The 21,282-nt window shown below is 69.4% G+C and carries 23 protein-coding genes and 1 pseudogene; 13 read left to right on the top strand and 11 right to left on the bottom strand.

The window, feature by feature from the left end:
• Positions 1-1,659 (bottom strand): SGNH/GDSL hydrolase family protein (locus tag ACIRD8_RS14425; protein ID WP_403990736.1); only part of this gene is annotated, 1,659 nt, incomplete at its 3' end.
• Positions 1,660-2,283: 624 nt separating this feature from the next.
• On the opposite strand from ACIRD8_RS14425, the pseudogene ACIRD8_RS14420 reads away from it, so the two are divergent.
• Positions 2,284-2,406: pseudogene (locus ACIRD8_RS14420) on the top strand (N-acetyltransferase); the annotation flags it as partial.
• A 101-nt stretch (positions 2,407-2,507) separates the two neighbouring features.
• Here the strand turns inward: ACIRD8_RS14420 and ACIRD8_RS14415 are convergent.
• The 4 genes from ACIRD8_RS14415 to ACIRD8_RS14400 all read right to left on the bottom strand — a co-directional run bounded on the left by ACIRD8_RS14415 (position 2,508) and on the right by ACIRD8_RS14400 (position 4,131).
• Entirely contained in the window at positions 2,508-2,738 is a 231-nt protein-coding gene (locus ACIRD8_RS14415) for a tautomerase family protein (protein ID WP_403990180.1), read from the bottom strand.
• Positions 2,739-2,779: 41 nt separating this feature from the next.
• Complete coding sequence (locus tag ACIRD8_RS14410) at positions 2,780-3,019, bottom strand: hypothetical protein (protein ID WP_403990178.1); 240 nt, start codon at positions 3,017-3,019, stop codon at positions 2,780-2,782.
• Entirely contained in the window at positions 2,965-3,153 is a 189-nt protein-coding gene (locus ACIRD8_RS14405) for a hypothetical protein (RefSeq protein ID WP_403990176.1), read from the bottom strand. The genes ACIRD8_RS14410 and ACIRD8_RS14405 overlap by 55 nt, the downstream gene beginning before the upstream one ends.
• Positions 3,154-3,348: 195 nt before the next feature.
• The gene (locus ACIRD8_RS14400) at positions 3,349-4,131 is read right to left on the bottom strand and encodes an SDR family oxidoreductase (RefSeq protein WP_403990174.1); all 783 of its coding nucleotides are present in this window, start codon (positions 4,129-4,131) and stop codon (positions 3,349-3,351) included.
• Between the two features lie 158 nt (positions 4,132-4,289).
• Here ACIRD8_RS14400 and ACIRD8_RS14395 point away from each other — a divergent pair, with 158 nt between their 5' ends.
• The 12 genes from ACIRD8_RS14395 (at position 4,290) to ACIRD8_RS14340 (ending at position 12,094) form a co-directional block, all read left to right on the top strand.
• Complete coding sequence (locus tag ACIRD8_RS14395) at positions 4,290-5,195, top strand: helix-turn-helix domain-containing protein (protein WP_403990172.1); 906 nt, start codon at positions 4,290-4,292, stop codon at positions 5,193-5,195.
• Positions 5,196-5,928: 733 nt separating this feature from the next.
• Positions 5,929-6,237 carry a gas vesicle protein gene (locus ACIRD8_RS14390; protein WP_403990170.1) on the top strand — a complete coding sequence of 103 codons (309 nt, stop codon included), beginning with the start codon at positions 5,929-5,931 and terminating at the stop codon, positions 6,235-6,237.
• A 60-nt stretch (positions 6,238-6,297) separates the two neighbouring features.
• On the top strand, positions 6,298-6,753 hold the full coding sequence (locus ACIRD8_RS14385; protein WP_403990168.1) for a gas vesicle structural protein GvpA: 456 nt from the start codon (positions 6,298-6,300) through the stop codon (positions 6,751-6,753).
• Positions 6,754-6,756: 3 nt separating this feature from the next.
• Positions 6,757-7,470, top strand: coding sequence for a GvpL/GvpF family gas vesicle protein (locus ACIRD8_RS14380; RefSeq protein WP_403990166.1), 714 nt, complete (start codon positions 6,757-6,759; stop codon positions 7,468-7,470).
• A gap of 33 nt (positions 7,471-7,503) precedes the next feature.
• Entirely contained in the window at positions 7,504-7,761 is a 258-nt protein-coding gene (locus tag ACIRD8_RS14375; RefSeq protein ID WP_403990164.1) for a gas vesicle protein GvpG, read from the top strand.
• A 25-nt stretch (positions 7,762-7,786) separates the two neighbouring features.
• Positions 7,787-8,383, top strand: coding sequence for a hypothetical protein (locus ACIRD8_RS14370; RefSeq protein WP_403990162.1), 597 nt, complete (start codon positions 7,787-7,789; stop codon positions 8,381-8,383).
• Positions 8,376-9,554 (top strand): SRPBCC family protein, encoded by a 1,179-nt coding sequence (locus ACIRD8_RS14365; RefSeq protein WP_403990160.1) that lies wholly within the window; start codon positions 8,376-8,378, stop codon positions 9,552-9,554. The genes ACIRD8_RS14370 and ACIRD8_RS14365 overlap by 8 nt, the downstream gene beginning before the upstream one ends.
• A 37-nt stretch (positions 9,555-9,591) precedes the next feature.
• A complete protein-coding gene (locus ACIRD8_RS14360) occupies positions 9,592-10,053 on the top strand; it encodes a gas vesicle protein (RefSeq protein ID WP_403990158.1) in 462 nt (153 codons plus the stop codon).
• Positions 10,050-10,871, top strand: coding sequence for a GvpL/GvpF family gas vesicle protein (locus ACIRD8_RS14355; protein WP_403990156.1), 822 nt, complete (start codon positions 10,050-10,052; stop codon positions 10,869-10,871). Before ACIRD8_RS14360 ends, ACIRD8_RS14355 begins: the two co-directional genes overlap by 4 nt.
• The gene (locus ACIRD8_RS14350) at positions 10,868-11,128 is read left to right on the top strand and encodes a gas vesicle protein (RefSeq protein WP_403990154.1); all 261 of its coding nucleotides are present in this window, start codon (positions 10,868-10,870) and stop codon (positions 11,126-11,128) included. Before ACIRD8_RS14355 ends, ACIRD8_RS14350 begins: the two co-directional genes overlap by 4 nt.
• 52 nt (positions 11,129-11,180) lie before the next feature.
• Positions 11,181-11,594 carry a gas vesicle protein K gene (locus tag ACIRD8_RS14345; RefSeq protein WP_403990152.1) on the top strand — a complete coding sequence of 138 codons (414 nt, stop codon included), beginning with the start codon at positions 11,181-11,183 and terminating at the stop codon, positions 11,592-11,594.
• 47 nt (positions 11,595-11,641) lie between these two features.
• Positions 11,642-12,094, top strand: coding sequence for a hypothetical protein (locus tag ACIRD8_RS14340; protein WP_403990150.1), 453 nt, complete (start codon positions 11,642-11,644; stop codon positions 12,092-12,094).
• 182 nt (positions 12,095-12,276) lie between these two features.
• Here ACIRD8_RS14340 and ACIRD8_RS14335 read toward each other — a convergent pair whose 3' ends face one another.
• From ACIRD8_RS14335 to ACIRD8_RS14310, 6 genes are all read right to left on the bottom strand, one after another.
• Entirely contained in the window at positions 12,277-14,058 is a 1,782-nt protein-coding gene (locus ACIRD8_RS14335) for a TerD family protein (RefSeq protein ID WP_403990148.1), read from the bottom strand.
• A 170-nt stretch (positions 14,059-14,228) separates the two neighbouring features.
• Positions 14,229-15,275, bottom strand: a complete 1,047-nt coding sequence (locus ACIRD8_RS14330) for a LacI family DNA-binding transcriptional regulator (RefSeq protein ID WP_403990146.1) — start codon at positions 15,273-15,275, stop codon at positions 14,229-14,231.
• 260 nt (positions 15,276-15,535) lie between these two features.
• Entirely contained in the window at positions 15,536-16,993 is a 1,458-nt protein-coding gene (locus ACIRD8_RS14325; RefSeq protein ID WP_403990144.1) for a GH1 family beta-glucosidase, read from the bottom strand.
• A 127-nt stretch (positions 16,994-17,120) separates the two neighbouring features.
• Entirely contained in the window at positions 17,121-18,044 is a 924-nt protein-coding gene (locus ACIRD8_RS14320) for a carbohydrate ABC transporter permease (protein ID WP_403990142.1), read from the bottom strand.
• 15 nt (positions 18,045-18,059) lie between these two features.
• Positions 18,060-19,058, bottom strand: coding sequence for a carbohydrate ABC transporter permease (locus ACIRD8_RS14315; protein WP_403990140.1), 999 nt, complete (start codon positions 19,056-19,058; stop codon positions 18,060-18,062).
• Between the two features lie 167 nt (positions 19,059-19,225).
• Positions 19,226-20,548 carry an ABC transporter substrate-binding protein gene (locus tag ACIRD8_RS14310; RefSeq protein ID WP_403990138.1) on the bottom strand — a complete coding sequence of 441 codons (1,323 nt, stop codon included), beginning with the start codon at positions 20,546-20,548 and terminating at the stop codon, positions 19,226-19,228.
• Positions 20,549-21,282: the final 734 nt, after the last annotated feature.

Below are 21,282 nucleotides of genomic sequence, written 5' to 3'. Positions count from 1 at the left end.
AACGTTCAGGTAGTCGGCCCGGCCGTCGCCGTTGATGTCCGCGAACCGGATATGACTGCCTGTCGCACCGACTCCACTGGCAATGGTCCCCTGCGGGAACAACCCCTGGACAGGCCCCCCGACCGGGCCATCGCCCCCGCCAGGTCCCGCCAGCCAGCCGTCCTCGGCCGCGCTCAGGAGTCCGTCGTAGAACGCCGCCGCCATCTTCTGGTAGCCGAGGTTGTCAGGGTGCAGGCCGTCGGCCAGATTGGCGGTGGTGACCGCGTTCATCCGGACCAGCCGGACGTGTTTGCCCGCCGCCCGCCGGGCCTCCACGACACCGGGGATCGCCGCGTTGTACCTGGCGATCCGTGCGTTGGTCTCCGGAAACGCGGACGGCACGATGGTCGAGACGAGCAGCGTGACTTTGGGGTCGTTCCGCAGGATCTGATCGATCAGGCTGCCGAGCCGGGCCGGCGCGCCGTCGGGGTCGATGTTGTTGCTCATGTCGTTGGTGCCGATGTGCAGCAGCACCACGTTGGGCCGGTACGTCGTCAGAACGGAGTCCGCGATGCCGGCGATGTCCCCGATCAGCCAGCTAGGGTGCCCCTCGTGGGAGTTGGGCGAAAGCGCCGGCCCGGACCACTGCGAGCCGACGTACTCCACCTCGCCCTGCTCGTTCAGCTTGCTGTACAGCGTCGACCGGTACCCGGCTCCGCTGGTGCTGCCCGTGCCGTAGGTGATGGAGTCGCCCAGCGGCATGACCCGCAGGGCTACGTCCCTGGTGCCCAACCCTCCAACGCCCCGCCGGACGGCTTCGGTCACCCGTTCGGCCACGTTGCCGTCACGCAGTATGTTCGCAACGGCTCCGAGCGGGTTCCCCCAAGCCCCGAGCTTCGCCCCCCACTCACGCAGCGATTTCTGGATATTGAGGACCAAGGAGGTGGATTCGACCGTCACGAACTTCAGGAGCCAGCCGCCGGCTCCGCCGACGACTGCACCTGCCATCGCGCTGCCCAGCACGGAACCCCACACCTCCGCGTCAATCGGCTTGTCCTCCAGGGCGGCATTCAGCAGCTCGCCGACACCCCCCGACACGGCTCCCCCCACGGCGCCGCAGACCGCGCCAAGAATGGCCGCGCTCGCATTCAGGGCGATCAGGCACAGTGCGCTGGCCGCGATCCCGGCGGCACCAGCAACCAGGCCCGCGACAAACTTCTTCCAGAAACCGTCCGCGAAGCCCGCAGCGGCGATGTCGCCGGCCGGCACGACGAACACCAGGCTGTCACCGACGATCTGCACGCTGCCGTCATAGTCGGTGCTGTCGCCCGGCTGCTGGTCGTAGCCGATGCTGTTCCGTTCGGACTGCAGCGTGAGGGAATCGCCGAGGGAGAGCCCGTTGGCCTGGTCCTTCTTGGTGGTGTCGACCAGTTGTTGCATCAGCTCGTGCAGCTGCTCCGGCCGGTCCCCGGGATTGAAGTCAACAGCCGCCACCAGGTCGTCGTCACCACGCGCCAGCCCGCGGAGGCCTCCTGCGTCGCGGGCGCAACCCATGCGCAGGCCGGTAGTGCCCTCCTCCACCGGCGCGGTGGCGAAGGACGTGGCGTGCGCCGAGCACCCTGGGGCATCCGCCGCAGCGGCTTCCTGCGCGACACCGGGCAGCGCGGCTGCAGTGATCATCACCGCCACCGAGAGGAACAGAGTAAAGAGGCCATATCTCCCCGAGGACCTCCGTCTTGCCGAAAATAATGCACATACGTTGCTTCGCATGACTGCTCCTTCTGTTCGCTGGGCGGCAGGCCGCCGAGCAGATCGACACGCGCAGGGCCAGGGCCCCGGACCAGCGGGGCCCTACGGCAGGAAGATGGGGCGCTCGCCGGTTTGGTTCTCTTATCGTCCGCGTAGTCTGGGCCGGCCCAGAACTGGTCACCTGCCCGTTCTGCCTCGGCGTGTGGGGGCCACCGCGCTGGCAGCCGGCCTCCTGATGGCTCCTGCTCGTGCCACCCGCCCGGCCCGCGGCGCCCCTCGACGGCGCCGCGGCCCGCACCCGGGTCCTCAACGCCGACGCCTTACCACTGCCGCCCCATCGCCGGCGTCCTCATCGACAACGCCATCCCCGCCACAGCCGGCGATGACCGGCGACCGGCGGAGGTGTCAGGCTGACGTGGCACTCCGCGACCGGGCTGGACGCGCGGCTGCACCCGTTGGCACGCGACACCATCCGCCCGGCCCCCGGCTCGGACCTGCCGGCTTTTACGGAACTGGCCGCCCCCTGCTCAAGGCCGCAGCAGCAGCAGCCGCGGAGACCAGCAGGCCAGCCGGGCCTTGCACGAGCGGGCTGGGTTCCGGGTCATTGGTACGCGCGAGCGCATCGGCCAGTGGCGCGACGTGGTCCTGATCGAACGCCGCAGCCCGGTCATCCGCTGAGCTGCTGGGCGGACTGTTTTACTTCAACACGCTGGACTTGACAGAGAACCCGGGGGTCCTCGGTTTCCAGGTGACGTCTTGCCCGAATGACGCCGGTGCGGTCAGGCGCCGTTGGTGTCGGTCGGCGTTGCCTCGCCAAGCATGGCGAGGGTCAGCACGTTGCCGCAGATGCCCCAGCCGCCGTCGGCGACCTCTTCGACCAGAACCATGGTGTTGTTGCGGGCGCGCTCGCCGTAGATCTCGACGTACAGCTCGGTGGTGCGGGTGACGATTTCCTCCTTCTGCTTCGGGGTGAGGGTCTTCTCGGGGACCTTGAAGTTCGCGAAAGGCATGGCTGGTTGATCCTTCTCTCAGTGGGGCGTTCCAAGGGGTGTTACAGGGAGCTGCCTGTGGTGAGCAGGCTGTCCAGTCCGATGCGGCGGAAGAAGCCGGCGCGGAGGCGGTCGGCGACCGCGGAGACGACTTCGCTGCCGTCTCGGCTGGGGTCTATTTGGGTGCGCAGCGGCCGAGTGCCGTGTTTCATCGCGATCAGGTGCGCGACGGCTTCGGCGACCTCGGTCACATCGGCGTCCGAAGGGATGAGCGCGGCCAGGCGCTTGCCCAGATCGCCCACCAGGGGTCGGTGACGCTCTGCCCGCGCATCTTGGGCAGGGCGGCGCGGTTGACGCGCTGGGTGCCCAGGACATGCACGTCGTACAGGTCCGCGAACTGCTCGGTGGTGAACGCCTCGGCAGCGCCCAGGACCATGTGCCGCCGCGGTCGCGTTGCGGGTCGCGATCTGGCGGATGCCCGCGCACACGGTGTGACCGGCGAGGGCCGGAGCACGCACGGACAGTGCCCCGATGCCGCTGGAGGCCCCGGTGACGAGGATGACCTTCCCGGTCTCGTCGTTCTTCATGACAGGGCCCTTTCGTTTGGTCGATGGGGTGGCTGCGGGCGGTCTCAGATCATTCCGCCGTTGGCGCGGATGACCTGTCCGTTGATCCAGTGGCCGGCCGGGGAGGCCAGGAAGGCGACGAACTCGGCGATGTCGGCAGGGGTACCGAGTCGCTCCAGCGGGGGCTGGGCGGCCAGGCGGGCGATGGTCTCCTCGTCCTTGCCGTCCAGGAACAGGTCGGTGGCCGTGGGGCCGGGCGCGACGGTGTTGGCGGTGATGTCCCGGCCCCGCAGCTCCCGGGCCAGGATCAGCGTCAGCGCCTCGACCGCGCCCTTGCTGGCGGCGTACGCGCCGTAGCCCGGGAAGGCCAGCCCCACCACGGACGAGGAGAACGTCACGATCGCGCCGCCGGGGCGCACACGACGGGCGGCCTGCTGGACGACGACGAACGTGCCGCGGATGTTGGTGCGGTGCAGGTCGTCCAGGACAGTCAGGTCCAGCTCGGCGATCGGAGCCAGGTGCATCCGCCCGGCCGCGTGCACCACGACGTCGATGCCGCCCAACTCTGCCTCGGCCGCGTCGAACAGGGCCGCGACGGCGTGTTCGTCGGCGACGTCGGCGCGTACCGCGATCGCCCGGCCACCGCTGGCGACGGCCTCCTTCACGGCGGCTTCGGCCTCGTCCTGGTTGCCGGCGTAGCCGACCACGACGGCGTACCCGTCGGCGGCCAGTCGGCCGACGGTCCGGCGGCCGATGCCGCGCGAGCCGCCGGTGACGATCGCGACACGGGGTGAGGCGGAGGGCCGGGCCGGGTCAGCGGTCCCGTCGAGGGAAGTGGGGACAGGCATTACTGACTCCTGTGGTGGACGCGGGTCGGGCCGCGGTCTCGCCGTTGCCCTGCTGCGTCCTCCACGATCGGCCGCCCCCCCATCCCTAGCCAGGGCTGCGTTTACCCAGGGGATGCCACCCCCTGGCTGCGCTCCGGCGTACGAGCGACCATGAAGGGGTGAACCTTCCAGAACTCGGCGCCTTCCTCAGGACACGCCGCGACCGCATCCGCCCCGCCGAGGTCGGTCTCCCCCAAGGCCCGCGCCGGCGCGTCCCCGGGCTGCGCCGCGAGGAAGTCGCGCAGCTGGCCGGGCTGTCCGTCGACTACTACACCGAGCTGGAACGCGGCAGCGCAAAGAACGGCGTGCAGCCCTCAGCTCAGGCCCTGGCCGCCCTCGCCCGAGCCCTGCGCCTGAACGGCGACGAGCGCGACCACCTGTTTCACCTGGCCGAACGGCCGCTCCCCCCATCAGCACAGGGACCGTCGGCACACGTGCAGCCCGCGCTTCTCGGACTGTTGGACCGGCTGTCCAACACCCCCGCGCGCGTCATCACCGACCTGCACGAAACCCTGGTGGAAAACGACCTGGCCCGGACCCTGCTCGGCAAGTCCCCGACACACCGCGGCCCGACGGCAAGCTTCGTGTACCGCTGGTTCACCGACCCGCACGCGCGCGCGATCTTCCCGCCCGAGGATCACCCGCACCACTCCCGGGTGTTCGTGGCCGACCTCCAGGCAGCGGCCGCCCGGCGCGGCCGGGACAAGGAGGTCACGAAGATGATCGCCGTGCTACGCCGCCGTAGCCAGGAGTTCGCAGCCCTCTGGGACACCCACGACGTCGCGGTGCGCCGCATGGACCACAAGAAGATCGTCCACCCCATCCTCGGCGTCATCGAACTCGACTGCTACAACCTCCTCAGCGAGGACGGACGGCAACGCCTGCTGTGGTTCACCGCCCCGCCCGGAAGCCCGGGAGCCGAGCAACTGGAACTGCTGTCCGTCATAGGGACCCAGGAGCTGAGCGCCACGGAGGTCATGGCGTCTGAGAGGTCGTTCGCGACGCAATCCGGATCGCGGCGCTGACCCGCGCCGCGGAGGGAGGACCGCCTTCCCAGCAAGGAATGGCGGCCCCTACCCCCACAGAGATATGTTCTCCGGCCCGGAGCTCACGATCACCCCGTCCGGCAGTTGCGCCGAAACCGTTCCAACCAAGACCGGGACGGCCTGTCGGCTCGAAGAACAAGCACCGGGCCGGGCACCACAGCGTCGGCAAGACAGGAAAACGCGCCGAATCGATCAAGGAGCAGCGAGTTCAGCGAGGATAAACGCCACGCTCAGGCGGTGTGCTGGTAAACGGGGTATGTCAGGTAACCGTTTTGACAGACCCGCCCCTGACCTGGGAAAACGGGTCAGGGGCTGATTCTTTTTCTCTTCGGGGACGGTTCGGCGGATGGCCGGCGCCCAGAGCGCTCCTCCCTCCCGACGTCCTGTCCGGATGACTCCCACCACACCGCTCCGCGCCCCGCATGGAGAGCCACGGACCGGGCATCCGGCTCCTCGGGCCCTGCCGCGCTGTCCCCCGACGCGGCAGGGCCTCCTCGCGTCCACTCCGTGGTCCGTCCGGCGGCACGGGCCCGGTGACGGCGGCCCGGCCCGCTACGTGCCGAAAATCCGCAGCTGTGTGGAAGGTGTGCGGAGGGTTCACGCATACGTTCGGGTCTCATGGGCACGCGCACTGCATCCCGAACGAATGGCTGACCGAACGAAGCCGACAGGAAGCCGACAGAAGCCACGATGACGCGCGGCAGGTGAACACATGGCGACGACCGAAAACACCAAGAGCGATCACGGCGGCAGTGGCGGAAAGGGCCGGGTCGATGTCTCCACGGCAATGCGGAACGCGGCCGAACAGCTCGCCGAACTCCTCCAGCGTGAACCCGATTCGGTTTCTTCGCTGAATGCGACGGACGACGGCTGGACGGCGCACGTGGAAGTCGTCGAGATCGAGAAGATCCCGGACACCATGAGCGTGATGGCCTCCTATCGCGTGAGGCTCGACGGTCAGGGTCAACTCGTGGGCTACGAACGAATTCGACGGTACTCGCGAGGGCAGGTCGACCGCTGAGCCGATCTGCCGCCGAGCAGCCGTACCGCGTGACACCACTCATTGGAAGGAAGACCGACCATGAGTCTCGTACAGCAGAGCAACGCCTCCAACAGCAGCGGGGGCGGATCCGGAAATCTCTACGACGTTCTTGAGCTCATTCTCGACAGGGGGCTCGTCATCGATGCCTTCATTCGTGTCTCGCTCGTCGGAATCGAAATCCTCAAGATCGATGTACGTGTCGTCGTGGCCAGCGTGGATACGTATCTGCGCTTCGCCGAGGCGTGCAACCGCCTGGACCTGGAGTCGGGCCGCAAGGCCCCGGCCCAGCTCACCGACATCGTCGGGGACACCATGGAGAGCGGTGCCAAGGGCAAGTCCAAGGGGGCGCTGACCGGCGCGGTCGAGGCGTTCACGGACTCCTTCCAGGGTGGCCGTGACGACTCCGACGACGACAAGGAGAAGGAGAAGCGGCCGGCGCGCAAGACCTCCGCTTCGAGCAGCAGCCGCCGGACGGCCCAGCGGCGGGAGGAGTAACCCATGCCGACCTACATCTACGCCATCACCGCGGCCGATCACCCGCTGAGGCTGGACGGCCTGTCCGGTGTCGGGGAACCGGCGGCCGACCTGCGGACCGTCAGGACGCGGGAGCTCGGCGCGGTGGTCAGCGACAGCCCGGCCGATCTGCGGGCGAAGCGACGGGACCTCGTCGCTCACCAGAGCGTGCTGGAGAGGCTGATGGCCGACGGCGCGGCGCTGCCGATGCGGTTCGGTCTCCTGGGCCCCGACGACGAGCAGGTACGCGCCGCGCTCGATCACGGCAAGGACAGCTACACGGCCCGCCTCTCCGAACTGGACGGCCGCCTGGAGTACAACCTGAAGGTCTCGCGCGACGAGGAGAGCCTGCTGCGGGAAATCCTCACGGAATCGCAGGAGGCCCGGCGGCTCAGCGAGTACACCCGGGAGAATCCGGGTGCGCAGAACCAGAAGATGGCTCTCGGCGAACTCGTGTCGCAGGAGATCCAGGCCCGGCAGGAAGCGGTGGCGAGGGAGGTGGCGAACACGCTTTCCTCCGCCGCGGAACGGGTATCGGAAGGCGAGCCCACGAAGACACATTTCCTGAACGTGTCCTATCTCGTACGGCGCGACGAGGCGTCCGCTTTCTCCCAGGCGGTCCATGAAGAGGCCGAGCGCCGAGGTGAGGACTACGCGTTCTCCCTGAACGGCCCTCTTCCGCCCTACAGCTTCGTCTGAGGCACATCCCCTCGAAGAGCGGAGGCACTTTTCATGGGCCTCGTTACGCAACTGCTCACCCTTCCGCTGGCCCCGGTGCGCGGCACGGCATGGGTCCTCGACCAAGTGGTGCTGGCCGCCGAACGCGAGCATTACGACCCGGGACCCGTACGCACGCAGCTGGCAGAGCTGGAACGTGAACTGCTGAGCGGAAATATCGACGAGGAAGAATTCGACCGTCGCGAGGACGAATTGCTGGACCGGCTCGACGCGTGCGAGACCTACCAGCGACGTCTCAACGAAAATTCTTGATCGAGGAGATTGAGGTGCTCGACAGATGACCGGCAATGCGAAGATAGGTGCGGCCCTTGTGGGCGGATACCTACTGGGACGCACGAAGAAGGCCAAGCTCGCCATCGGCTTCGGAATGTTTCTGGCAGGCAAGAAGCTGAGCCTGGATCCGCGGCAGCTGGGCAGGATGCTGGCCGACTCGCCGCTCCTCGGCGGCGTCAACGAACAGGTCCGCAAGGAGCTGGTGGGCGCCACGAAGACGGCCGCCACCAACGCCCTCACGCAGCGGGCGACCGGCCTCGCCGACTCCCTGCACCAGCGCACCCTCGAACTCGAGGACCCCTCCGGCGCCCAGGCCAAGGACGACCGCTCCGATGACGACGAGGACGAGGGCGAGGGCGACGCACCGGACGCGCAGGACGACGAGCGCGACGGCGACAAGGACGACGAGGACGGCGGGGGTACGGAGGAGAAGCCGGCCCCGCGCCGTACGGCTGCCAAGAAGACGGCGGCCAGGAAGACGGCCAAGTCCACGGGCGGTGCCCGGAAGAAGGCCGCTCCGGCGACCCGTAAGGCCGCCTCCGGGGCCCGCAGGACGGCTTCGTCGAACGCGCGCCGGGACCGGGGTGGCAGCAATGGCTGACTCCGCGTTCAGCAAGCTCAAGGACGACGTGGCGAACAATCCCGCCACCGACCGCCTCAAGGAAGAGCTCCAGAACTACCTCAAGGCACGGACGCAGCACGCGGTCACCAACCTCGGCCACAAGCTGGGCGAGGGGGTCGGCCGGCTCGCGGACGGCAAGGACGCCCCTGGCGGTGCGGTGAAGACCCTCGCCAAGGGCGGTCAGGCGCTCAGCGAGGGCAAGTCACCGGCACAGGCCGCGCTCAGCGCCGGAGCCTCCCATGTGAAGGACGCCCTCAAGGACAAGGTCAAGGGGCTGTTCGGCAAGGGCCGCAAGGGCGGCGGGGGCAAGTCGAAGAGCGTCACGATCTCCGAGGACATCGACGTCGGTGTGCCGGTGCGCGAGGCCTACGACCAGTGGACGCAGTTCCAGGAGTTCAGCACCTTCGCCAAGGGCGTCGTCAGCGTCGAGAAGTCCGACGACACCAGCAGCAACTGGAAGGTGAAGGTCGCCAAGTCCACGCGCAGCTGGAAGGCGAACGTCACCGAGCAGGTGCCGGACGAGCGGATCACCTGGACCACCGAGGGTGCCAAGGGGACCGTCAAGGGAGTGGTGACGTTCCACGCCCTCACGGACGACCTCACCCGGGTCCTGCTCGTCATCGAGTACTTCCCCAAGGGGCTGTTCGAGAAGACCGGGAACATCTGGCGCGCCCAGGGCCGCAGGGCCCGCCTCGATCTGAAGCTCTACCGCAAGTTCATCATGATGCGCGGTGAGGCGACCGACGGCTGGCGCGGTGAGATCCGCGACGGGGAGGTCGTCGTGGACCACGACGAGGCCGTCGAGGAGGAAGAGGCGCGCGCCGAGGAGAACGGCTCCGAGGAGGCGGAGGAGTCCGAGTCCGGGAACGACGAGGAAGCCACCGCGGAGTACGACGACGAGGACACCGAAGACGCTGAGGACGGCGAACTCCCCCCGGAGGACGAGGCGTACGAGGAGGAGGACGACGACGCGGAGGAAGAAGCTCCCGCCGACGAATCCCGCGCCGACGACGCCTACGAGGACGAGGACGCGGAGGAGGAACCTCTTGAGGACGAGCCTCTTGAGGACGAGGCCGAGGACGCGGAAGAAGAGGCGGAGGAGCCCGCCCCGCGCGCCCGCCGCCGCCGTACCGCCTCCGCCCGCAGCTGACCTGCTCCTCCTACAGTACGGATGGGACTGATCCGACGTGTCCGATTCACTGGCCGGCCGTATGGGGGCCTCTTCGGCAGCGTCCCCGTACGGCCAGCAGCAGTCCTCCGCGAATCTGGCCGACATCCTCGAACGCGTCCTGGACAAGGGCGTCGTCATCGCGGGTGACATCCAGATCAACCTGCTCGACATCGAACTCCTGACGATCAAGCTGCGCTTGCTGGTCGCTTCCGTGGACAAGGCCAAGGAGATGGGCATCGACTGGTGGGAGCACGACCCCTCGCTCTCCTCCCGCGCCCGTCCCGCCCAGCCGCCACAGGCACATGGCGCGGCCCAGGACGATTCGGCGGTGGAGGCGGAGAACGCACGGCTGCGGGCCGAGATAGCCGAGCTGAGGGCGGCCGTGGGGCTGCCCGGTGCCTCGGCCGCCGGGGTGGGCCAGGACGCGCTGCCCGGGCGGGCCGAGGCGGGGACCGCGGAAGGTGAGGAGTCGAAGTGACTGCGGAGTTGGACCCGGCGACGGGTCCGGAGATGTCCTACGTCTACGCCGTCGGCCGGGCCGGAACCCCTCTGGGGACGGCGCTCACCGGCCGGCCGGGCCTGGAGGGCACCCCGCTGCGGACGGTCAGGGCCGGGGAGCTCGTGGCCCTGGTCTCCTCGGTCCCCTCCGTCGCGTACGGCACCGAGGGCGTGAAGGCGCAGATGGAGGACCTCGACCGGCTCGAAGTCCTGGCCCGTACCCACCACGCGGTCGTCGAGGCCGCGTACGAGCACGCGACCGTCCTGCCCATGCGCCTGGTGACGGTCTACCTCGACGACGGGCGTGTCCGGGAGATGCTCGGCGCACGCGAGCCGGAGTTCTCCGCGCTGCTCGGCCGCCTCGAAGGCCACGTGGAACTCGGCGTGAAGATCTACGCCGACCCGCGTGAGGCGGTCGCGGTGGGCAGCCGGGGGCCGGACACGGATACGGCGGCGAGCCCGGGGCGGGCCTATCTGCAGAGGCGCCGGGCCCAGCAGCAGAACCACCGTGAGACCTACCGGGCGGCGGGTTCGGTGGCCGCCGAGGTGCCCGCCCGGGTGGACGGCATCGCCAGGGCGCACGTCACGCACCGTCCGCAGCAGGGCGACCTCGCCCGGGCCGCGGGCGAGAACATCGTCAACGACGCCTACCTCGTCCCGGGCGCCCGGGCCGACGCGTTCCGCGCGGCTCTCACGGGGCTCGCCGACGACGTACCGGGCGTGCGCGTCGAGATCACCGGCCCGTGGGCGCCGTACTCCTTCGCGACGCCCGCGGCGGGCGGTGGTGACCCGCGATGAACGACGAGCTGAGCGCCGCCCTGCCCGGTGCGGGATTCGCCGGACCGGACGCCGGGCGTTCCGCGCCGCCCGACGACTCGGTCGAGTCCCTGGCGGGGCGTCAGGTGGCGCTCATCGACCTGCTGGACCGGCTGTTGAACGGAGGGGCGGTGCTCACGGGGGACCTGGTCCTCTCCGTCGCCGACGTCGACCTGGTGCACATCAATCTGAGAGCCGTGATCCGGTCGGTCACATCGGACGAACCGGCCCCGTGGTGAGGGCTGTTCACACGCCCCCGCACGGCAACGGCGAATGAGGGAGGAGCAGTCGATGGCCGAGGAACCCGGCGAGGTACCGCCTCGTACACAGGCGACGAGCCTCCAGGAGGTCGCACAGGCCGCGGCCCACGCCTTCGATCTCGTGCCCGCGGGACCCGACGACGGGCCGAGCACGCGCAGCGGACTGGCACAGCGCCTGGAGACGGACCCGGAGACCGTGGAACGCGACCTCATCAAGCTGGTGCTGACCATCGTCGAACTGCTGCGTCAGCTCATGGAGCGCACCGCTCTGCACCGGGTCGACGTGGGCGATCTCCGTGAGGACCAGGAGGAGCGCATCGGGATGACCCTGATGATCCTCCAGGACCGCATGGCGGAGCTCTGCGAGCGCTACGACCTGACCATGGAGGACCTCAACCTGGAACTGGGGCCGCTCGGTTCGCTGCTCCCACGGGATTCCGGCTGAATTCCACCGCTCCGTTTCGACCCACATCGAGAGGTAACACGAACACCATGACTGCAGAGAGCGAAGACACCAAGAAGGCAGACGGTTCTGCGGCGAAGGCCGGTACGGGTGCCAGGACGGCCGCCGCCAAGGGGCGACGGACCACAGCGGCGGCCGGCGACCACGCCAAGTCCGGCTCGGCGGTCGCAGCCACGAAGGCCAAGTCGTCCGCCCAGGACGCCGCCGCATCGGCGGAGACCGGAGTGCGGTCGGCCGGCCTGGCCACGAAGCGGGCCGCCGCGGCCGGCTGGGACACGGGACGGCAGACCGTCCTGGACACCGCCGGCAAGGTGACCTCGACGGCGACCACGGCGTGGACCGTCGTCAAGCACCGCAAGGCCATAGCGGTGGGCGCCGCCGCGGGGCTCGGCGGCCTGGTGGGCGGCGCGTTCGCCCTCGGGCGGCAGACGGCCAGGACCCACACCGGCCCGATCACCCGCCTCACCGGCGGCCGGATCTGACCGGACCGCGGAACACACCGAACCCCAGGAGGGCCGACAGAGCACTGTCGGCCCTCCTCTTCGGTGGCTCCGTCAGCGGGCGGTGTCGACCGCGCCTCCGGTACGGCGGGCTCCCCGCGCTTCGAGCTGAGCCATCACCGTTACGTGAACAAGGCCCGCCCACCCGCCGACGTGTTACGGCGTCAGACCCGGCAACAGCGGTCCCGAAGCTCGGAGATCACGGCGTTCTCGGCCGTGTTGACGTCACCGTCCACGGCGGCCACCTGCTCGGCCACGTCGAGGAGGTCGCTGAGATCCCCTGGCTCGGCGTCCACGCGTCGCCATACCTCGGCGCGGTCGATGTCGACGACGTGAGCGAGCTGCCTGTCGACCACTTGGTGCTGATCCCGGACCAGCCTCGCCAGGTGCCGGATCAACAACGCCTCGTCGTCCGCGATCTTTTCGTCCGCCAGGACGACGAGCCAAGCGACCCACAGCATCAACTGCGGGTGCCGGCTCCGCCCGGTCAGGCGCTCGGCGATCTCGATCACCCGCGCCTCGTTCCGGAAGACGGCTTGCGCGTGCCGTCCCGCGAGCAGCGTCGTGTAGCGGTTCAGCACCACCGCGAGGGGCACGCCGACCACGGGGATGCCGATCTTGATGACGTTGCGCTTCAGGAGGTACTTCCCGACGACGGGGAGCCCCTTGGCAGCGTTCAGCACCGCCCCGGAGTAGAAGCGCTTGATGACCGGTCGCACCATGGCCGGGACCGCCTTGGTCACGCCTCCCCGCACCGCTTCCCCGGTCTTGATCGTGAGGGCGACGCGAATGAGCTTCCACATGTCGTCGGGGTCGGACAGATCGAGCGGGACCCGGTAGAGGACGGCGATGTCGTAGGCCAGGCGGAGCTGGAGCCGGGTGATGAACGCGACGTCGACCATCATGGTCGCGACGGCGGCCGGGACGGTGGCCGGCGAGGCACCGCCGAGGCTCCCGATGGTGGCGGCGACGGCGGCCGAGTAGGCGCCTGCGGAGAGCCCGCCTTCGAGCGCGGCGTACCGGGACGCCATCTTGACCCGCTGATCGACGATGACATCTGCGGGGACGCCCTCGTAACGCTCCTGGAAGTACTTCCAGTCGACCTTGTCGGTGTAGGAACTCAGGGCCTGAGCACTGAGCTTGGTGAACCATCCGCCCGACTTGATGTCGTCCGGGCTGAGCCCCTTGACGAAGTCCTTTATCTCGGAACGCTCGTGCTCGACGAACTCCCGGTCGGCGTCATCGTCACCTGCGACGCCGGCAACGTCGGCTTCGACTTCGGCGTCCACCTCGGCTTCGGCTTCGGCTTCGTCAGCGTCGGCCGCCGGCTCCGGAGCCCGGGGTGCGGGCACAGTCGCCGACGGGGACGCGGCCTGCGGGCCGGGGCCCGTCGTCCTGGCGTCGCCCTCGATGTCCACCCCGAAGTCCGCCGCCAGGCCGGCCGGACCGGATGCGTATCCCTGGCCGACAGCGCGGAACTTCCACTCGTCGCCACGCCGGTAGAGCGCGCCGAAGATGAAGGCGCTCACGGCGCCCGCGTCCTCGATGGAGAACTGGACCAGGCTGTCACCGGAGCTGTCCGCGAGCGTCAGATGGAGATCGTTCAGATCCCCGAAACGGGATCCGCCGTAACGGCTCGCCGCCACCACGATCTGCTCGACCTCCGGCGGTACGGCGTCGAGGTCGAAGCTGATCCGGTCCTCGTTGCCGTCAGCCGTGGGGGTCTTCCCGAGCAGCTGCACACTGCCGTTGCCGGCGATCGGGTTGTTGTAGAAACAGAAGTCGGCGTCGCTGCGTACCTTGCCGTTGCCGTCCAGCAGCAGCACGGAGACATCGGCGTCGCCCTCCCCCGTCGGACTGCTCCACCCCAGGCTCATCATCACGGACCCGACGTCGTCGCTGAGCGCGGCCAGCCCGACGTTCGCGCCTTTGACCATCTTCTGCATGCGGCCCCCCAGATGCCCTGCCGGACCGGAGCGCACGCGCGGCAGAGTAGTGCGTGACGTTGTGTGGTGCGTCACACGTTCGCCGAACTCCGGGAACTTTATCGGCCGGGTGGATCACCCATGGAGGACTTGTGAAAACTTTGCCCATTACGTGAACAGGGCCCGCCGCCTCAGGACGACTCGCGCACCACCAGCTCCGTGGGCAGCACGATCCGCGGGCGCTCCTGGGTGACGTCGCCGGACGCGCGGTTCGCGATCTCCTGGAGCAGGACGCGGGTCATCGTGCGGCCCATCTCCTCGATCGGCTGGCGCACGCTCGTCAGGGGCGGGTCCATGTGGCGGGCCACCGCCGAGTCGTCGAAGCCGATCAGGGCCACGTCGTCCGGGATGCGGCGGCCGGACTCGCGCAGGACCTGGCGGGCGCCCGCGGCCATCACGTCGGAGGCGGCGAAGACCGCGTCCACGTCGGGGCGGCGCTCCAGCAGCTCCCGCATCGCACGGGCGCCGCCCTCCTCGCTGAAGTCGGCGGGTGCGATCAGCCGTTCGTCGGGGTCGAGGCCGGCCGAGGCGATCGCCTTGCGGTAGCCGTCGAGGCGGCGCTGGGCGCCGTAGACGTCCAGCCGGCCGGTGATCGTGGCGATGGTGCGGCGGCCTCGCGATATGAAGTGGTCGACGGCCGCGCGGGCGCCCTCGAAGTTGTCCGAGTCCACCGAGGGCAGCGTCTCCGCCGCGTGCCTGCGGCCGCTGATCACGGAGGGCATGCCGAGCTGTTCCAGGAGGTCGGGCAGGGGATCGTCGGCGTGGACGGAGACCAGGAGCACTCCGTCGACCCGGTGCGCGGTGAGGTACTGGGCCAGCCGGCGGCGCTCGCGGTCGTTGCCCGCGAGGGTCAGCAGCAGCTGCATCTCCGTGTCGGCGAGGGCCGCCCCGACGCCCCGCACGATGTCGGAGAAGTAGGGCTCGGCGAAGAACCGCGTCTCGGACTCGGGCACGACGAGCGCGATGGCGTCCGTCCGGTTGCCGGCGAGTGCGCGGGCCGCCCGGTTGGGCACGTAACCCAGTTCGGCGACCGCCGCCTCGACGGCCTCCCTGGTCTGTGCGCTGACCCGCGGCGAACCGTTGATGACGCGTGAGGCCGTGCCCCGCCCCACTCCGGCCCGGGCCGCTACCTCTTCGAGCGTGGGCCGCCCGCCACTCCGTACTCGCGCTGCCGCCATGGCTGCCTCCCGTTCGCGGTCAATTTCTCACAGCGGGTTGGCCAAACCAAGTCCCACCGGCCGATCCCCCGGCACCCGGCCCGACCCAGCGGTCACACTGTGGCGCCACCATTCTTGGGAGCGCTCCCAAGCCTACGTCGTCCGGATGACGAACATGTAAGGCGGACCCGGAGCGGACATGAGGAAAGCGGGGCCCGGCGGTGTGCCGGGCCCCGCTGTTCCTGCTGTTCCTGCTGTTCCTGCTGTCCGTCCGGGGTGCGTCAGACGGTGCCGGCCGGGGGCAGCGCGTGGCGGCGGATCACGTCGGAGTACCAGTGGGCGCTCGTCTTGGGGATGCGGCGCTGGGAGGCGTAGTCGACGTACACCGCACCGAAGCGCTTCGAATAGCCGTACGCCCACTCGAAGTTGTCCATCAGCGACCAGAGGAAGTAGCCGCGGACGTCCGCGCCGTCGGCGACGGCCCGCTGTACGGCGTCGAGGTGGCCGTGGAGGTACGCGACCCGCTCGGGGTCCTCGACCTTGCCCTCGGGCGAGACGTAGTCGTCGAAGGCGGCGCCGTTCTCCGTGACCATGAGCGGGAGGCCCGGGTGGTCCCGGTGGGTGTCCATGAGGAGGTTGTAGAGCCCGTCGGGGTCGATCGACCAGTCCATCGCGGTGCGCTCCTTCCCCTCGGCGAGGTGGAAGGCCACGTGCTCGGAACCGGGCCACGGGGAGTGGTCGCTGGCGCCGTGGGCGTCGCTGCGCGCGTAGTCCGCGCCTTCCACCGGGGTGGAGACCAGGGTCGGCGTGTAGTAGTTGATCCCGAGGGCGTCCACCGGGCGCGAGATGGTGGCGAGGTCGCCGTCCCTGACCAGCTTCGACCAGTCCACCAGGTGCGAGGTGTCGGTGATGAGGTCCTCGGGGTACTCCCCGCGCAGCATCGGACCGGTGAAGACGCGGTTGCCGACCGCGTCGATGCGGCGGGCGGCGTCCGCGTCGGCCTCGCTGTCGGTGAGCGGGCGGACCTGGTGGAGGTTGAGGGTGACCGAGGTCTGCGCGGAAGCGGGGAGTTGGGCGCGCAGAACCTCGATCGCCCGGCCATGGGCGAGGTTGAGGTGATGGGCCGCCTGCAGCGCCGCTGCGGGCTCGGTGCGGCCGGGCGCGTGCACGCCGGAGCCGTAGCCGAGGTAGGCCGAGCACCACGGCTCGTTGAGGGTGGTCCACATGCCGACGCGGTCGCCGAGGGCGCCCGAGACGATGGCGGCGTAGTCGGCGAAGCGGTCGGCGGTCACACGCTCGGGCCAGCCGCCGGCGTCCTCCAGCTCCTGGGGCAGGTCCCAGTGGTAGAGGGTGGCGACGGGCATGATGCCGGCGTCCAGCAGCTCGTCGACGAGCTTGCGGTAGAAGTCCAGGCCGCGCTCGACGGCGGGGCCGCGTCCGGTGGGCTGGACCCGGGACCAGGAGACGGAGAAGCGGTACGCCTTCAGCCCGAGCTGCTTCATGAGCGCGACGTCGTCGCGGTAGCGGTGGTAGTGGTCGGCGGCGATGTCGCCGGTGTCGCCGTTGCGGACCTTGCCGGGGGTACGGCTGAAGGTGTCCCAGATGGACGGCGTGCGGCCGTCCTCGGCGGCGGCGCCCTCGACCTGGTAGGAGGCGGTCGCCGCACCCCAGATGAAGCCCGTGGGGAACTGTGCCTCGGGCGCCTGCTTCGGGGTGGTGTCGGGTCGTACGGCTGTCATGCGGGAGCGCTCCCATGGGGGTGGAGGGACGTGGACGGGGAAGTGCGGGGACCCGGCAACCGTACGGCCTGTGGTCAGGTACAGGCCGTACGGGGCGGCCGGGTGCGGACCGCGACGGACGGGCGGGTCAGCCCTTGACGGCGCCGGACATGATGCCCCCGACGATCTGCTTGCCGAAGATCACGAAGACGACGAGCAGCGGCAGGGTACTGATCAGCGCGCCCGCCATGACGATGCTCTGGTCGGGCACGTAGGACGCGCTCAGCTGGCCGAGGGCCACCTGGAGCGTCGGGTTCTCCTGGTTCAGGGCGAGGTACGGCCAGAAGAAGTCGTTCCACGCCTGCACGAAGGTGAGCATGCCGAGCACCATCATGGCCGGTCGGGCGACCGGGAGCACGATGCTCCACACGATGCGGAGGTTGTTCGCCCCGTCCACCCGGCCCGCCTCGATGAGCTCGTACGGCAGCGCCTCGATCAGGTACTGACGCATGAAGAACACACCGAACGCGCTCACCAGGGTCGGGAAGATCACCGACTCCAGCTGTCCGCCCCAGCCGATGTCCGCCATCATCATGAACAGCGGTACGACGCTGAGCTGCGGGGGGATCGTGAGCGTGGCGATGACCGCTGTCATCAGCGCCCCACGGCCCTTGAAGCGCATCTTGGCGAAGGCATAGCCGGCCAGGGTGCAGAAGAACAGGGTCGCCAGCGTGATGCTGGCGGACACGATCACCGTGTTGACGATGGCCTTGCCGAGGTGGGCCTGCTCCCAGGCCGCCTGGAGGTTGTGGACCAGGTTGCCGCCCGGGACGAGCGGCGGGCTGGAGTCCAGGATCTCGTCCTGGGTACGGGACGCGGCCACGAGCGTCCAGTACAGCGGGAACAGCGAGCCGATGCCGACCACGGCGAGGGCGAAGTAGGCGAAGGGGCCCGCGTGGTGCTGACGGCCGGCGCCGGGCTTGAAGCGGCGGCGGCGCTGGGGTTCGTTGCCGACGGGGGCCTTGGAGACGCGGCGGTGGCCCGGCGCGGTGACGGTGCTGGTGGTGGTCATGTGTATCGCTCCCCGTCAGGCCGCGGACTTGCGCACGAAGCGCCCGACGAGCCAGTTGATCGCGGCAATGAGCAGCAGCAGGACGAGCATGGCCCAGGCGACTGCGGCGGACATACCGAGGTGCCCGAGGTTCCAGCCGTAGTTGTAGAGGTAGATGCTGAGCGTCTCGTACTGGTGCTCGGTGCCGCCCGTCGCGCCGTTGATGCCCCCCTCGAGCAGGAGCGGCTCCCCGAAGAGCTGCATCGAGCCGATGGTCGAGATGACGATCGTGAAGAGGATCGTCGGTCGCAGCGCCGGAATCGTCACGTTGCGGAACTGCTGCCAGCGCGAGGCGCCGTCGAGCGATGCGGCCTCGTACAGATCGGACGGCACGGCCTGCATGGCGGCGAGGTAGATCAGCGTGTTGTAGCCCGTCCAGCGCCAGATCACGATGACGGCGATGGCGATGTTGGACGTCCAGTGGCCGTTGACCCAGTTCGTCTCACCGGCGCCGAAGAACCCGAGGACCCAGTTCAGCAGGCCGCCGTCCGCCCGGAACACCAGGGCGAAGACGAGGGCCGCGGAGGCCACCGAGGTCGCGTACGGGGTGAGGATCACCGTGCGCCAGAAGGTGCTGGCGCGCAGTTTGTAGTTCAGCAGGTGGGCCAGGCCGAGCGCGATCATCAGCTGCGGGACGGTCGAGATGACGCCGATGACGAAGGTGTTGGTGACCGCGGTCCAGAACTCGGAGTCCTGCAGGATGGTGCTGAAGTTGCCCCAGCCGACCCATTCCATCTGGTCGAGGCCGGTCATCTCCACCCTGTGCAGGGCGATCCAGCCGGTGTAGATCAGCGGATACAGCCCGAAGGCGCCGAAGACGAGGAAGAACGGGGCGATGTAGGCGTACGGCGATGCTTTGTCGTCGAAGCGCCAGAGCCGGCTGCGCCACGCCTGGCGGCCGGGGGTCATGGGCTTCGGAGCGCGTCGGCCGCCCTGTGGGCCGTGCGCGCTCCGGGTGGGGGTCGTGGTTGCCACGGGTGGGAGTCCTTCCCTGGGTGTACCGACACCGCAGGGGCAGGCCCGGGCCTGTGCCAGGTCGGATGCGAGTGTCGGAGGGTGCTCGTGCCGGCGGGTGGACCGGCACCGGCGCGGGCGGCGGGGACGCGTGGAGGACGCGTCCCGCCGCCCGCACCGGCGGAGAATCAGCCGGTGATCTTGCTGATGGCTTCGAGGGCGGCGTCCCAGGCGGCGTCCGGCTTGGTGCCCCGCTGCTCCATGTTGTTGATCTGCTTGCCGAACTCGTCCTTGATGTTGCCGTCCTTCGGGCCGAGAACGGCGGCGGGGATGGAGTTGGCCTCGTCGGCGTAGATCTCACCGATGGGGGCGTTGTTGAAGTACTCCAGCTTGGCGGTCTTCACGTCGGGGAGGTCGTAGGCGCCCTTGTTCGACGGGAAGAGACCGGCGGCCTTGAAGACGGCGGCCTGCTGCTCGGGCGCGGTCAGCCACTTGACGAGCTCACCGGCCTCCTTGACGTGCTTGCCCTTCGCGGGGACGGCGAGGAACGAACCGCCCCAGTTGGCCGCGGTGTCACCCGGGGTGCGGGCGATGTCCCACTTGCCCTTGTACCCGTCACCGGAGTATTCGGCGATCTGGGCGGCCATCCACGCGGGGCAGGCGACGGTGGCCATGGTGCCCTGGCGCAGGGCGGCCTTCCACGGGTCCTGGAACTGGGCCAGGCCCTGGGTCAGCTTCTTGTCGACGGCCTCGGAGGCGAGCTTCCAGCCGGCCTTGACGCCGGCGCTCTCCTTGTAGATCGGGTCGCCGTTCTTCGCGTAGTACTGCTCCGAGTTGGAGCTGACCACACCGTTGTACATGGCACTGGCGGAGTCCATGAAGAAGGTGCCCTTGGGGGCCTTCTTCTGGTACTCCTCACCGAGCTTGAGGTAGTCCTCCCAGCCGCCGGTGAGCTTCGCGGCGACTTCCTCGCGGTCGGTGGGCAGTCCGGCCTTCTCGAACAGGTCACGGCGGTAGCAGATGGACATCGGGCCGATGTCGGTGCCGGCGCCTATGACCTTGCCGTTGTCGGTGGTCGCCTGAAGGGCCTTCCAGTTCACCCACTGGCTGCTGTCGACGACCTTGGACAGGTCGGCGAAGGCGTCCGCCTTGGTGTCGACGAGTTCCTTGACGCGACCGACCTCGATGCCGTGGACGTCGGCCAGGCCGCTGCCCGTGTTGAGCTGCTGGAGGAACTTGGTGTAGTAGACCGGCTCCTCGGCGGCGGTGTTCGCCTTGACCGTGATGTTCGGGTGAAGCTCGTGGTACTTCTCGAAGAGCTTCGCCTCCTTGTACCCGAACTGTCCGAAGTCGGCGACGGTCAGGGTGATGTTCCCGTCCGCGTCGGCCTCGTCGGAATCCGAGCCGGAATCGCCGCAGCCGGTCAGCAGCAGGGCGGCGGCCGTGAGGCCCGTGGTAGCCATGACGGCGGTTCTGCGGCTTCGACCTGCGACGGTGCGGGTGATGCGCATTCCACTACTCCTTGTTCCAGGGTGGGACTGGCGGTTCCAGGGTGGGACTGGCGTTCGATCTGCTCGGCATTCGCGCCGGTGGGTGCGGGTGCCGGTGGTACGGAGAGGACATGGGCGGTGCCGTCCCCGTACGAGCGAAAAACCTCGTTCGATATGGGAGCGCTCCCATGCGCTGATGCCGGAAGATTGCTGCCTCAAGGGGGTGGGTGTCAAGAGTTGAAGACGCTTCCGTTGCCCGAGTGTGTCCTGCAAGTCACGCGAACGTGTCCGACGGAGGTCTTGCGCGGATCGGTGCGCCCTGCATGCCCCATGAGCGAAGCATGGAATCGCCGCAGGTCAGGGGGTGTTGGGCGGTGAACCGTTCGCCCGGCGCCCCGGAACGGCCGGGACTTCGCACCGATTCACGCGCCGGGTTCGGGACGGTGCCGAACTCCCCGGCGGACCGGAAGACGCCCGCCGGAAGATGAACGGGGCGACCCCTTGAGGGAGCGCACAGGGGGCCACCGAGGGTTTCCGCGTTCTTTCCCCGAACTCCACTGCGGCCCGGGGCGGTTCCGCTTACGCGGCCGCCGCGAGCCGCGAGGGGAGGAAGAAAAGGGGGCGCGGGGCCCCGGCGGGGGGGGGGGGGGGGGGGGGGGCGGGGGGGGCCCCGGGCGGGGCGGGGGGGGGGGGGGGGGGGGGGGGGCCCCGGCCCCGGCCCCGCGGGGGGGGGGGTGAGGGGGGGAGGGGGGCCC

The organism is Streptomyces sp. NPDC102451, from assembly GCF_044765485.1.
Classification (GTDB): Bacteria; Actinomycetota; Actinomycetes; order Streptomycetales; family Streptomycetaceae; genus Streptomyces.
Note: the sequence above shows the minus strand (reverse complement) of the source record. Positions and strands in the feature narration are given on the sequence as shown.